Source organism: Serratia sp. BIGb0163 (assembly GCF_024809935.1).
Classification (GTDB): domain Bacteria; phylum Pseudomonadota; class Gammaproteobacteria; order Enterobacterales; family Enterobacteriaceae; genus Serratia; species Serratia quinivorans.
On the sequence record NZ_JANUDZ010000008.1, the window covers coordinates 86,787 to 100,388 of the forward strand.

At 57.2% G+C, this 13,602-nt stretch carries 11 protein-coding genes; 8 read left to right on the top strand and 3 right to left on the bottom strand.

Features of this window, described 5'->3' with window-relative positions; genetic code table 11:
* Positions 1-146 precede the first annotated feature (146 nt).
* The gene (locus M2406_RS22085) at positions 147-1,487 is read right to left on the bottom strand and encodes an MFS transporter (RefSeq protein WP_259191387.1); all 1,341 of its coding nucleotides are present in this window, start codon (positions 1,485-1,487) and stop codon (positions 147-149) included.
* A 262-nt stretch (positions 1,488-1,749) separates the two neighbouring features.
* On the opposite strand from M2406_RS22085, the gene glyQ reads away from it, so the two are divergent.
* The 6 genes from glyQ to M2406_RS22115 all read left to right on the top strand — a co-directional run bounded on the left by glyQ (position 1,750) and on the right by M2406_RS22115 (position 10,132).
* Positions 1,750-2,664, top strand: a complete 915-nt coding sequence (gene glyQ / locus M2406_RS22090; RefSeq protein ID WP_012004542.1) for a glycine--tRNA ligase subunit alpha — start codon at positions 1,750-1,752, stop codon at positions 2,662-2,664.
* 9 nt (positions 2,665-2,673) lie between these two features.
* A complete protein-coding gene (gene glyS / locus M2406_RS22095) occupies positions 2,674-4,743 on the top strand; it encodes a glycine--tRNA ligase subunit beta (RefSeq protein ID WP_112363456.1) in 2,070 nt (689 codons plus the stop codon).
* A 345-nt stretch (positions 4,744-5,088) separates the two neighbouring features.
* Complete coding sequence (locus tag M2406_RS22100; protein ID WP_012004544.1) at positions 5,089-5,808, top strand: DUF3053 domain-containing protein; 720 nt, start codon at positions 5,089-5,091, stop codon at positions 5,806-5,808.
* A gap of 548 nt (positions 5,809-6,356) precedes the next feature.
* Positions 6,357-8,276 carry a PTS mannitol transporter subunit IICBA gene (locus M2406_RS22105; protein ID WP_259191388.1) on the top strand — a complete coding sequence of 640 codons (1,920 nt, stop codon included), beginning with the start codon at positions 6,357-6,359 and terminating at the stop codon, positions 8,274-8,276.
* 58 nt (positions 8,277-8,334) lie between these two features.
* A complete protein-coding gene (locus M2406_RS22110) occupies positions 8,335-9,486 on the top strand; it encodes a mannitol-1-phosphate 5-dehydrogenase (RefSeq protein WP_112363455.1) in 1,152 nt (383 codons plus the stop codon).
* 94 nt (positions 9,487-9,580) lie between these two features.
* Positions 9,581-10,132 (top strand): MltR family transcriptional regulator, encoded by a 552-nt coding sequence (locus M2406_RS22115; RefSeq protein ID WP_012004547.1) that lies wholly within the window; start codon positions 9,581-9,583, stop codon positions 10,130-10,132.
* Here the strand turns inward: M2406_RS22115 and M2406_RS22120 are convergent.
* Positions 10,129-10,737 carry a LysE family translocator gene (locus M2406_RS22120; protein WP_012004548.1) on the bottom strand — a complete coding sequence of 203 codons (609 nt, stop codon included), beginning with the start codon at positions 10,735-10,737 and terminating at the stop codon, positions 10,129-10,131. The genes M2406_RS22115 and M2406_RS22120 overlap by 4 nt on opposite strands.
* 139 nt (positions 10,738-10,876) lie before the next feature.
* Between M2406_RS22120 and M2406_RS22125 the strand changes: the two genes are divergently transcribed.
* Both M2406_RS22125 and M2406_RS22130 read left to right on the top strand, forming a co-directional pair.
* Positions 10,877-12,343, top strand: a complete 1,467-nt coding sequence (locus M2406_RS22125) for a PLP-dependent aminotransferase family protein (RefSeq protein WP_012004549.1) — start codon at positions 10,877-10,879, stop codon at positions 12,341-12,343.
* Positions 12,344-12,415: 72 nt separating this feature from the next.
* Entirely contained in the window at positions 12,416-12,778 is a 363-nt protein-coding gene (locus M2406_RS22130; protein WP_017891171.1) for a YibL family ribosome-associated protein, read from the top strand.
* Between the two features lie 34 nt (positions 12,779-12,812).
* On the opposite strand, the gene M2406_RS22135 is transcribed toward M2406_RS22130, so the two are convergent.
* Positions 12,813-13,592: a class I SAM-dependent methyltransferase gene (locus M2406_RS22135; RefSeq protein ID WP_012004551.1), complete on the bottom strand. Its 780-nt coding sequence runs from the start codon at positions 13,590-13,592 to the stop codon at positions 12,813-12,815.
* Positions 13,593-13,602: the final 10 nt, after the last annotated feature.

Consider the following 13,602-nt stretch of genomic DNA (forward strand, 5'->3'; position numbering starts at 1 on the left):
CACATGAGGATGTCTTTTTAAGCACGATTATTGTCGGTATGTTATCAATTCTGTGAATAATAGAAATGTTATTGTCTGCAGGTACAGAAGTTAACTTAATTCGAAAGACGCTAACCTGACGGCATCCTTGCCTCATGGTTTTGTTGTTATCGCTGCGCTGCGTGCTGAATACCTCGGTGGTGCGGCGAGCTGTCGGCCACTATCTTTCTTTCCGGCTGTAGCAGGGTCATGCACAGCATGCTGCAGAAGGACACCACGGCGGTGGCGAAGAACATCGCGCCATAACCGTGGTGTTGTGCCAGCCAGCCGCTCAGCATTGGGGCGGTGATCGAGGCAATATTGGCGATCGCCAGCGTCATGCCGCTGTAGGCACCCACCGAAGCCTTGGGCGTGACGTCGATCACCACCGACCAATACACATTATTCACCAGCGCATTCAGCGCGTTACCCAGCGTCATCAGCAGAATGATTTCGGTCGGCGTGCTCATAAAGGGGATCAGCAGGAAACAGGTGGCGGTCAGCAGCAAGGTGACTGCCGCGAACAGGTTGCGCGCCAGCCGCAGGTTGCCAAAGCGTCGTAGCAGCGCGTCGGCGATGCGGCCGCCGAGCAGAACGGTGAAACAGGCTCCGCTCCACGGGATCATCGCCACATACCACAGCGAGTGCAGATCGTAATTAAAGGTGTCTTGCAGGTATTTGGGGCCCCAGGTCACCAGCACAAAGGTGACATAGAGGAAAGAGAAGTAACCCAGGGCGTTAAACACCAGCGTGCGGTTGGTAAAGAATGCCCACCACGGCAGGCGTGGTTGCTGGCTGTCTGCGTCCTGATCGGCACTAATGGCCGCCAGTTCGACGGCGTTGACTTCAGGGTGCTCCTCCGGCGTGTCAGTGAAGAAACGGGCAAACAGCAGAATGGCGATCAGCGAGAACAGACCCAGCAGCATAAACATGCTGCGCCAGTCATCGGTCAGCAGCAGCAGCCCCACGGCCAGCGGTGCGGTCAGCAGTGACCCCACCTGAGTGCTCAGCAGGCCGATGCCCAGCGAAAACCCACGCTCCTTGCGCGGTGCCCAGTTGGCGATGGTTTTGTTCATCAGCGCATAGGCCGGACCTTCGGCAAAACCGAACATGATACGCAGCGCGGCGAAACCCATGATCGCCGACCCTCCAAACAGTGCTACCCCCAGTTCGCCCGCCCAGGCGGTGGCGATCTCCAGCAGCGACCACAGCGCCCCGGCGATCAGCCAGACCTTTTTGGTGCCGACGCGGTCGGCCAGAAAACCGCCGCACAGCGAACCGAACAAATAGCCAAAGCCGAAGTAGCCGAGTACGGCGCCCAGTTGTGCCTTGTTGAAGTTGAATTCTCGGGAGATATCGTTGGCGGCGAAGGATAGCGCACCGCGATCGACGTAGTTGATCAGCGCAATAAAGAACACCATGGCGAAAATACGGTAGCGATAGCGGCTGTCGGTTAAGGCGGTAGTCATCAGCGAACCTCCTGAAATGTTGGTTATCAGGACGCTAGCAAGGTTGGTGCCAGTCTCGGAGATCATGGAGGGCGGGGGGCCGTGGTGTATTCGCAGGGGGAAACCGTGCCATGCAGGCGCATTTGCCCCATTTCAGTGCGTAAAAACACCGCGCTTCTTTGATGATTCGCACTTGTTACCGGATTCGGGCTGTATATCTTACGGTCAACGGGTATACTGGCGCATCCCATTTAAATCCACTTGTATCGCGTGCGAATTCAACATGCAAAAGTTTGATACCAAGACCTTTCAGGGCCTGATCCTGACACTGCAGGACTATTGGGCGCGCCAGGGCTGCACCATCGTTCAACCATTGGACATGGAAGTCGGCGCGGGAACCTCACACCCGATGACGTGCCTGCGCGCACTGGGGCCGGAGCCAATGGCCACCGCCTACGTGCAGCCGTCCCGCCGCCCGACCGACGGCCGCTACGGTGAAAACCCAAACCGTCTGCAACACTATTACCAGTTCCAGGTGGTGATTAAGCCATCGCCGGACAACATTCAGGAACTGTACCTGGGCTCGTTGAAAGAGCTGGGTCTGGATCCGACCATTCACGATATCCGCTTCGTAGAAGATAACTGGGAAAACCCGACGCTTGGCGCCTGGGGCCTGGGCTGGGAAGTGTGGCTGAACGGCATGGAAGTGACGCAGTTCACTTACTTCCAGCAGGTCGGCGGCATGGAGTGCAAACCGGTAACCGGCGAGATCACCTACGGTCTGGAACGTCTGGCGATGTATATCCAGGGCGTGGACAGCGTCTACGATCTGGTGTGGAGCGACGGCCCGCTGGGTGTGACCACCTATGGCGACGTGTTCCATCAGAACGAAGTGGAGCAGTCCACTTACAACTTCGAATACGCCGACGTGGACTTCCTGTTCTCCTGCTTTGAGCAGTACGAGAAAGAAGCCCAGTCGCTGCTGGCGCTGGAGAAACCACTGCCGCTGCCGGCTTATGAACGTATTCTGAAGGCCGGCCACACCTTCAACCTGTTGGATGCGCGCAAGGCGATCTCGGTGACCGAGCGTCAGCGTTATATTCTGCGTATCCGCACGCTGACCAAAGCCGTTGCCGAGGCCTACTACGCTTCTCGCGAAGCGCTGGGCTTCCCAATGTGCAAAAAGAACAAGAGCTAAGAGGCAGCCATGACTCAACAGACTTTCCTGGTGGAAATCGGCACGGAAGAGCTGCCGCCGAAGGCTCTTCGTTCACTGGCAGAAGCTTTTGCCGCGAATTTTACCGCCGAGCTCGATAGCGCCAACCTCGAACACGGCGAAGTGAGCTGGTTTGCCGCTCCGCGCCGCCTGGCGCTGAAAGTGGCCAATTTGAGCGCTGCACAGGCCGATCGCGAAGTCGAAAAACGCGGTCCGGCCATTGCCCAGGCGTTTGACGCCGAAGGCAAGCCAAGCAAGGCGGCCGAAGGTTGGGCACGCGGTTGCGGTATTACCGTCGATCAGGCCGAACGCCTGGCGACCGACAAAGGTGAATGGCTGCTGTATCGCGCCCATGTTAAAGGCCAATCCGCGCAAGCGCTGCTGGCGGGCATGGTCAGCAATTCTCTGGCCAAGCTGCCGATCCCGAAACTGATGCGCTGGGGCGATTCCGACGTGCAGTTTGTGCGTCCGGTGCACACCGTGACGATGCTGTTGGGTGCGGAACTGATCCCGGGCACCGTGCTGGGCATCGATTCTGCCCGTACGGTTCGCGGCCACCGTTTCATGGGTGAAGCGGAATTCACTATCGACAATGCCGACCAATATCCGCAGATCCTGCTGGAGCGCGGTAAGGTGATCGCCGATTACGAAACCCGTAAGGCAATGATCAAGCGTGACGCCGAGCTGGCTGCTTCGACCATTGGCGGCAAGGCCGATCTGAGCGAAAGCCTGCTGGAAGAAGTGGCCTCGCTGGTGGAATGGCCGGTGGTGTTGACCGCCAAGTTCGAAGAGAAATTCCTGGCGGTGCCGGCGGAAGCGCTGGTGTACACCATGAAAGGCGACCAGAAGTATTTCCCGGTGTATGACGCCGCGGGCAAACTGCTGCCGAACTTTATCTTCGTGGCCAATATCGAATCCAAAGATCCGCAGCAGATTATTTCCGGTAACGAGAAGGTAGTGCGTCCGCGTCTGGCTGATGCCGAGTTCTTCTTCAACACCGATCGCAAAAAACGTCTGGAAGATAACCTGCCGCGTCTGGAAACCGTGCTGTTCCAACAGCAACTGGGCACCCTGCGCGACAAGACCGACCGTATTCAGGCGCTGGCGGGCTGGGTTGCCGGTCAGATTGGTGCTGACGTTAACCACGCTACCCGTGCGGGCCTGCTGTCGAAGTGCGATCTGATGACCAACATGGTCTTCGAATTCACCGACACCCAGGGCGTGATGGGCATGCACTACGCGCGTCATGACGGCGAAGCTGAAGACGTGGCGGTTGCGCTGAACGAACAGTACCAGCCGCGCTTTGCCGGTGATGCACTGCCGGAGTCGCTGGTGGCCTGTTCGCTGGCGATCGCCGACAAGATGGACACCCTGGCCGGTATTTTCGGCATCGGGCAACATCCGAAAGGCGATAAAGACCCGTTTGCACTGCGCCGTGCTGCGCTGGGCGTGCTGCGTATTATCGTTGAGAAAAACCTGACGCTGGATCTGCAGACCCTGACCGAAGAGGCCGTGCGCCTGTACGGCAGCAAGCTGACCAACGCCAAGGTGGTCGACGAGGTCGTCGAGTTTATGCTGGGCCGTTTCCGCGCCTGGTATCAGGAAGAAGGCCACGCGGTCGACACCATTCAGGCGGTGTTGGCACGTCGTCCGACCAAACCGGCGGACTTCGATGCGCGAGTCAAAGCGGTGACCCACTTCCGTACCCTGGAAGCGGCAGCTGCGCTGGCTGCGGCCAACAAACGCGTTTCCAATATCCTGGCCAAATCTACCGATACGCTTAATGATCGTGTACACGCCTCGGTATTGAAAGAAGCGGCTGAGATCCAACTGGCGACCCATCTGGTGGTACTGCGCGATAAGCTGGAGCCGTATTTTGCGGCAGGCAACTATCAGGATGCGCTGGTGGAGCTGGCAGACCTGCGTGAGCCGGTCGATGCGTTCTTCGACAACGTGATGGTGATGGCAGAAGACGAAGCGGTACGTGTGAACCGTCTGACGCTGCTGAGCAAGCTGCGTGAGCTGTTCCTGCAGGTCGCGGATATCTCCGTGCTGCAATAAGCGGTTCTGCTGTGAAAAGGCGCCTCAGGGCGCCTTTTTTATTGCTGTCGGCGCAGTGGGCGGTTTTGTGTCAAACCTGTTTCTTTTAACGCTGCCAATAGCTCACCGACTTGGGGGGGGACTTGGGGGCTGACTTGGGGGGTAGGGCTTGATTTCAGCGCTCTCAAATCATGTTCGACCTGGTTTCAGGTATCGCTATTACTTCCCTTTCACCGAAGAATAAGCCCCGAAAGGTGAATCGCGTATCGGATCGCACTCAGTTGATCTATTCTTATAGGCGCAGGGAGTGCAGCAAAAGGGACGGAGTCCGATGAAAAAGCAGGTTTATAACAGGAGTTATGTCACATGGCGGTAGGGATCCAGAGCAGGAATTTCGCGCGTTGGTTGGCCCCGGTATTGGCATTGTTGGTGGTCATGCAGCTGACTGCTTGCGGCGATAAAGAGCCGGAACAACGCAAGGCGTTTATTGATTACATACAGAATACGGTGATGCGCAGCGGCGCGAAAATCCCGACGCTGAGCGAAGATCAGAAACAGAAGTTCGGCAACTATGCCGGTGATTACGCTATTTTGGTCGGCTTTTCACAGCAGTTGTCCAAGTCACTGGACGCCAGCCTGACGCCGGCGTTGGATCAAATCAACCAGATCCGCACCGCACAGGACTACATGAGCAAGCGCGATTCGTTGCAACAGTCCGTTGGGGCGCTGAACCTGCTGGGGCAGCAGATCCAGTCAGCCAAGTCACAGGCGGATACCGCCCGGGCAACGTTGAAGCAACCTGACGATCTGAAAGCCGTGTATAACCAGGCCTACGACAAGATTGTCACCGGGCCGGCCAATGCGCTGATGCCGGTTATTCCTGCTACCGCCAGTTTCGTTCAGGATCTGGTGCAGGTTGGGGATTTCCTGCGTACACAGGGTAATCAGGTGAGCTTTAACAATAACGGCGTGCAATTCCGTACTTCCCAGCAGGCAACGCAGTACAACACCATGATGTCGAATCTGGTCGCCAAGCAGCAGGATTTACTGAACGCACAGAAAACCGTCTCAAGCGTCACCCAGTAATAGTGTCAATGCAGAAGCCGGTATTCCGGCTTCTGCTATTTCCCTTCAGCTGTTCCCTCCCTGTCTTTCCAATCACTTGCTCACTTCTTGCGCGTCGCTTCTGTACTACACTTCAATTAATCACCTTTTTCCGACATGTAGTTTTCTTTCATTCATCGCACTGTTATTTCCCGACGGGATGAATGCTCACAGGGAAGAACACCCCCAGGCCAGGATCCGGTAGCCATCAGCAAATAAATTGTGATTGATGTCACAATTTAAAAACAAACACGCAATATGAAAATGTGATCAAAGTCGCATTATGTCGGGATTTTAGGGCGAATTTGGCGCGTTGTATTTTTTCTACACCGATTAAATGTGATGTATATCACTATAAATGCCTATTGGATGGGGTGTTGTTGGTGATCTGCATCACAAAAAATCCGTGAAGTTCGCACGGTAAAAACAGCGTGATAGAGTCCATTTCGCATACAGCCACAACACAGCTGGATCGTAACAACAATAATCACGCGCTCTATTGTCAGCGCGTAACAATAGGGGTGTGTTTTATGTTTTCACCAGACATCAAAGTCAAAGTTCAGAACTTTGGCCGCTTCTTAAGCAACATGGTGATGCCCAACATTGGCGCATTTATCGCCTGGGGTATCATCACCGCGTTATTCATTCCTACCGGTTGGCTGCCGAACGAAACCTTAGCCAAGTTGGTTGGCCCGATGATCACTTACCTGCTGCCGCTGCTGATCGGTTTCACCGGTGGCCGTCTGGTGGGGGGCGATCGCGGCGGCGTGGTCGGTGCCATCACTACCATGGGCGTGATTGTCGGTGCAGACATGCCGATGTTCCTCGGTGCGATGATTGCCGGCCCGCTGGGCGGCTGGGCGATCAAGCATTTTGACCGCTGGGTAGACGGCAAAATCAAAAGCGGTTTTGAGATGTTGGTGAACAACTTCTCCGCCGGCATTATCGGTATGCTGCTGGCTATCCTGTCGTTTATGGCGATTGGTCCGCTGGTCGAAGGCTTGTCGCATATCCTGGCTACCGGCGTGAACATCATGGTGACCAACAACCTGTTGCCGTTGGCGTCAATCTTCGTGGAACCGGCGAAAATCCTGTTCCTCAACAACGCGATTAACCACGGTATCTTCTCACCGCTGGGTATCCAGCAGGCGACCGAAACCGGCAAATCCATCTTCTTCCTGATCGAAGCCAACCCAGGCCCGGGTTTGGGCGTGCTGATGGCCTACATGTTCTTTGGCCGCGGCAGTGCCAAGCAGTCTGCCGGTGGTGCTGCGATCATCCACTTCTTCGGTGGTATCCACGAAATCTACTTCCCGTACGTGCTGATGAACCCACGTCTGCTGTTGGCGGTGATCCTGGGTGGCATGACCGGCGTATTCACCCTGACCATGTTGCACGGCGGTCTGGTTTCTCCGGCTTCACCGGGTTCGATTCTGGCGGTGCTGGCGATGACGCCGAAGGGCGCTTATTTCGCTAACCTGGCGGCTATCGGTGCGGCCTTTGTGGTGTCGTTTGTGGTCGCGGGCTTCCTGCTGAAAACCTCAAAAGTGAAAGAAGAGGACGATCTGGAAGAGGCGACTCGCCGTATGCAAGAAATGAAGTCGCAGTCTAAAGGCGGCGCGGCGGCTCATGCAGCGGTCGATGGCGATCTGACCACGGTGCGTAAAATCATCGTTGCCTGTGATGCAGGTATGGGCTCCAGCGCGATGGGTGCCGGTGTGCTGCGCAAGAAAGTGGCAGATGCAGGCCTGAAAAATATTTCAGTGACCAATAGCGCTATCAACAGCCTGCCGGACGACGTGGATTTGGTGATCACTCACCGCGACCTGACCGAGCGAGCGATGCGGCATGCGCCTCAGGCCCAGCATATCTCGCTGACCAACTTCCTCGACAGCAAGCTGTACAGCGATCTGACCGAGCGCTTGGTGGCGGCCAATAAGACCACCGACAACCAACAGAAAGTCATCAGCACGCTGGACGACAGCTTTGAAGCGAGCGAGCAAAACTTGTTCAGACTGAGCGAAAACAACGTGTTCCTTAACCTGCAGGCCAGCGACAAAGAACAGGCGATCCGCTTCGCCGGCGAACAGTTGGTCAAGGGCGGCTACGTTGAGCCGGAATACGTTCCTGCGATGCTGGAGCGCGAGAAACTGACCTCCACCTATCTGGGCGAGTCGATCGCCGTGCCGCACGGCACCATCGAAGCCAAAGACCGGGTACTGCGCACCGGCGTGGTGTTCTGCCAATACCCGCAGGGCGTGCGTTTCGGTGATGAAGAGGACGAGGTGGCGCGGCTGGTCATCGGTATTGCCGCCCGCAATAACGAACATATCCAGGTGATCACCAGCCTGACCAATGCGTTGGATGACGACGGCGTCATCGAGCGGCTGGCGAATACCAGCAGCGTGCAGGAAGTGCTGGATCTGCTGGGCGGCAAAAAACGCGGATAACAGAATCATTTTAAGGGGTGCAGCTTGCTGCACCCTTCGACATTAGAAAGGTAGGAATATGAAAGCATTACATTTCGGTGCGGGAAATATTGGCCGTGGTTTTATCGGCAAGCTGCTGGCGGACGCGCAGGCCGAACTGACCTTTGCCGACGTCAACCAGACGGTGCTGGACCTGCTGAACAGCCGCAAAAGTTATCAGGTGCACGTGGTCGGCGAACAGGCCAGGGTCGAACAGGTCAACAACGTCAGCGCAGTGAACAGCGGCAGTGAAGAGGCGGTTGCGCTGATCGCCGAAGCGGATATCGTGACCACCGCCGTGGGTCCGCAGATCCTGGCTAAAATTGCCGGGACTATCGCCAAAGGGCTGAGCAAGCGTCACCAGCAGGGCAATAGCCAACCGCTGAACATCATCGCCTGTGAGAACATGGTGCGGGGCACCAGCCAGTTAAAACAGCACGTGTTTGATGTCCTGCCGCAGGAAGATCAGGCATGGGCCCTACAGCATGTGGGTTTCGTTGATTCGGCGGTTGACCGCATTGTACCGCCAGCGGAAGCGGGCAGCAGCGATCCGCTGGAAGTGACGGTAGAAACCTTCAGCGAGTGGATTGTCGATCAAACCCAGTTCAAGGGCCAGCCACCGGCGATTGCCGGTATGGAACTGACCGATAACCTGATGGCGTTTGTTGAGCGCAAGTTGTTCACGCTCAATACCGGCCATGCGATTACCGCCTATCTTGGGCAACAGGCCGGCTTGCAGACCATTCGCGATGCCATTCTTGACCCGAAGATCCGCCAGGTGGTGAAAGGTGCGATGGAAGAGAGCGGTGCGGTGCTGATCAAACGCTACGGTTTTGACGCCGCCAAGCACGCCGCTTACATCGACAAAATCCTCAGCCGCTTTGAAAACCCCTATCTGCAAGACGACGTGGAGCGCGTGGGCCGTCAGCCACTGCGCAAGCTGAGTGCCGGCGATCGCCTGATCAAGCCGCTGCTCGGCACGCTGGAGTACGGTCTGCCGCACGCCAACCTGATCCAGGGTATTGCCGCCGCCATGAGCTACCGCAGCGAGCAGGATCCGCAGGCCAAAGAGCTGGTGGAACTGCTGGCCAAACTGGGGCCAAAAGCGGCGCTGGCGCAAATTTCCGGCCTGCCGGCGGAAAGTGAGGTTGTAGAACAGGCGGTTGCTGTGTATAACGCCATGCAAAAGTAGATTCAATATGATGAATCTTCGGGCGCAGCAAGTTGCGCCCCTACACCCCGACTTCGGCATTGACGGCGCCACCCAGGCCATTCGAAAAGCGACGATGGAAGAAGCACAGGCATTTGAAAATAAGGTTCTGGAACGGCTGAACGCAGGCAAGACGGTGCGCAGTTTCCTGATCGCGGCGGTAGAGCTGCTGGCGGAGGCGCTGAACGTGCTGGTGGTGCAGGTGTTCCGCAAAGATGACTATGCGGTGAAGTATGCCGTCGAACCGCTATTGTCCGGCGCCGGTCCATTGGGTGAGCTGTCGGTACGCCTGAAGCTGATGTATGGGCTGGGGGTGATTTCACGTCACGAATACGAAGATGCCGAACTGCTGATGGCGATGCGCGAAGAACTGAACCACGACGGGGCGGAATACCGTTTTGTCGATGATGAAATCCTCGGGCCGTTCGGCGAACTGCATTGCGTGGCTGCACTGCCGCCGGTACCGACCTTCCTGCAGCCCGGCGAAGCGGAAGAATCGCTGATCGCCATGCAGCGTCAGCGATACCAGCAGGTGTTACGTTCCACAATGGTACTGTCGGTCACCGATCTGATCGCCGGTATCGGTGCCAAACAACCGTCCCGGCTTTCCCCGCTCGGCCGCAATTAAGCAAAAGCCGCGCGCCACTCGTCGAATAACAGCCACAGTGCCGTGGCTGCCATCAACCCCGCCATGACGCCGTTAAACAACCGCAGTTTCCAGGTTACGCGCAGCGCGTCGCGCAGCCGATCGCCCAATATCGCCCACACCAGGACGCAAGGAATGTTCAGGGCGGTGAAACCGGCAATGATCATCAGCGTATGGCCAAGGCTGGCACCTTCTCGCGGGGTGAACAGAATGGCGACGTTAATCGCCATCAGCCAGGCTTTGGGATTCACCGCCTGAAACAGCGCGCCGCTGATTAAGCGCATCGGCTGTGCCTGTTGTTTGCCGTCGGGCGAGGCTGCCCTGAATAATTTCCATGATAGCCACAGCAGGTAGGTGCAACCGATCACCGCTAACGGAAAGCGGATCATGGCGGCCGAACTCAGGATCAGCGCCAGCAGGGTGGTGGTCAGGGCCAGTTGCACCGCACAGCCGACGCTAATGCCAAACACCATCGGCAGGGTGCGACGCAGCCCAAAATTGACCCCGGACGAGGCCAGCAGCAGGTTGTTGGGGCCAGGGGTGATCGACATGACTGTGACATAACTGATAAAGGCGGAGTCCAGCATAACGGGTTCCTTTTAAGGCTAAGAAGCAAGGGAACCAGCATAAAACCTACGGGCAGATGGTGACAGAACCAAAAACCCGCTATTGTCATGGATACAGTTGTGGCAAATTCAAACTGTACCCATTACCTGGAGACAAACTGTGACCTTGCTCGATGAAATGCCGGAAACGCGCTACCAGCAGCTGGCGGATACGCTGGCAGAAGCCATACGCCGCGGCACGCTGCTACCCGGCAGCCGTTTACCTTCGGTGCGCCGCTGTGCGCAGAGCCACAGCGTCAGTATCAATACCGTGGTGGCGGCTTACCGCACGCTGGAAGATCGCGGGCTGATAGAGGCACGGCCACAGTCCGGTTTTTATGTGTGTAACACCTTACCGGCGCTGAAGGCCGCTTCACCGACCAGCAGCCGAATAGAGCCACCGGCGGATGACGTACTGGCGTTGATCGACACGGTGTTTGCCGCCCAGCAAAACCCGGCGTTCACCAATCTTTCGCTGGCCTGCCCGCAGACTTCTGATTTTTATCCCGGCGGCAAGTTGGGGCGGATGCTGTCGTCGCAGTTACGCCGTCAGCCGAATCTGATTGGCCAGTACGCGCTGCCACCCGGCAGCCTGCGGCTGCGCCAGCAAATCACCCGGCGTTCGATGGCGCTGGGCATGCTGCTGGAGCCCGGCGATATCACGCTGACTCATGGCTGCATGGAGGCGCTGCAACTGGCGCTGCGGGTGACCACCAAACCGGGTGATTGTATCGGCCTGGAATCACCGACCTATTTTTATCTGCTGCCGCTGCTGGCCAGCCTGGGGCTGAAGGCGCTTGAAATTCCTACCGATCCGCAGCACGGGCTGTCGCTGGATGCGCTGGAACTGTTGCTCAATGAGAAGCGGCTGAATGCGGTGATTGCCATGCCGACGGTACAAAACCCGCTGGGCTGCACCATGCCGCTGGCGGCGAAAAAACGGTTGGCGCGGCTGATGAACGATCACCAGGTGCCCTTGATTGAAGATGGGTTGTACGCCGAGCTGCAATTCGGCAATGCGCTGTCCCCGGCGGTAAAATCTTTCGATCGCGACGGTTGGGTGTTGTTCTGCTCCAGCTTTACCAAGACCCTGGCACCGGACTTCCGCATCGGTTGGATCAGCGGTGGCCGCTTTAACGAGGCATTGCGCAAACTGAAGGCGGTGTCGTCGATGTCCGAGTCGCAGCTGCTGTCGGAAACCCTGGCGATGTTTCTGGAAACCGGCGGCTATGATCACCATCTGCGCAACCTGCGAAAACGCTACGCCGCTCAGGTGGATGAGGCGCGGGCGCTGATTGCGCGTCACTTCCCACGTGGTACCCGGGCGACACAACCCGCGGGCGGTTTTGTATTCTGGGTGGAGTTCCCGGTCGGGGTCGACAGCGTAGCGCTATTCCATCAGATGCTGGAGGAACAGATTTGCCTGACGCCCGGCACGCTGTATTCCCCCAGTGGCCGCTATCGTAACGCGTTGCGGCTTTCCTGTTGCTACCCGTTTAATGCCCGTTACAGCCAGGCACTGGCGCGTGTCGGTGCCAAAGCCTGCGAGATGAGCGGCTTGCCGCCGGGCATTGCGCAAGACGAGTAACCACGCGCGCATTTTGCTACAATGTGGACATCATTGATTAGCGTGCCGTATCGGCACAACAGGCCAGAAACCATGAAAGAAATAGAAAAGGCAGAGATTAAGCGCCTTAGCGACCTGCTGGACGCACTCAAGCACAAAGACACCCTGATTATCCAACAGGGGAATCTTGACCTGATTGCTCAGCACACCAAAGAAAAAGAGAAGATGGCTGCGGAGATCGAGCGCCTGAAAGGCGTGCGCGTTGAGAAGCTGAGCGCTGAAGCGCAAAAGCTGAGCCAACTGCCGTTCAATCGTGAAATCACCAAGAAAGAGCAGGCGGATATGGGCACGTTGAAGAAAAACGTGCGCGGCCTGATCGTAGTGCATCCGATGACCGCACTGGGCCGTGAAATGGGCCTGAAAGTGGTCACCGGCTACGCCAGAAAAGCATTCTGATTGCCGGGGCGCCGTTGATTGTGGCGCCCGGTTTTCAAAGCTTGGTGGTGAAATACGCCTTGGTCTGATAGGGCACGGTCACAGTGTCTTTGCCCTGCAGTTCCCCTTCCTCTGCCACCAACTGCCGAATCTGTTCGATCACCTGTTCCTGCTGCTCGAGCGGCAAGGCGGCGATAAAACTGGTGGAGCGCACCCGGTTATAAATCACATCTTCTACTGCGCCCTGGTGGCCGAGCATAAACACCTGTTCCTGCAGCGGTTCTAATCCTTTGGTCGGGAAAAGTTTACGCCATTCACCGGTGTAGAAACGCGGCGCGTCGCCTTCGTGACGGTCGACAATCTGATTGAGCTTACGCACCCAGCTCACGCGCGCATCGCGCATGTTCCACACCAGGCCAAGTTTGCCTCCAGGCTTGAGGATACGTTGGATTTCGGCCAAAGCACGCGGCGTGGCAAACCAGTGGAAGGACTGCGCGCAAACCACGGCGTCGACCGACTCATCCGGCAATGGGATTGACTCCGCGGTGCCCGCCAATGTTTTCACCTGCGGCAGCGCCGCCGAGAGCTTTTCCAGCATTTGGGCCACGGGTTCGACGGCGATCACCTGCGCACCGGTTTCCAGCAGGCGCGGAGTGAACTTGCCGGTTCCGGCACCGAGATCGATCACCGTCATACCGGCGTGCAGGCCGATGGTGTCGCGTAGCCAGGTAGTTATCTCCGGCGGATAGTCCGGACGCCCTTTAACGTAACGATCGGCGTTGGCCTGGTAGCCTTCGGCTGCGGCATGGTGAATCGAATGAGACGGGGTGTTCATAACTTTGCTC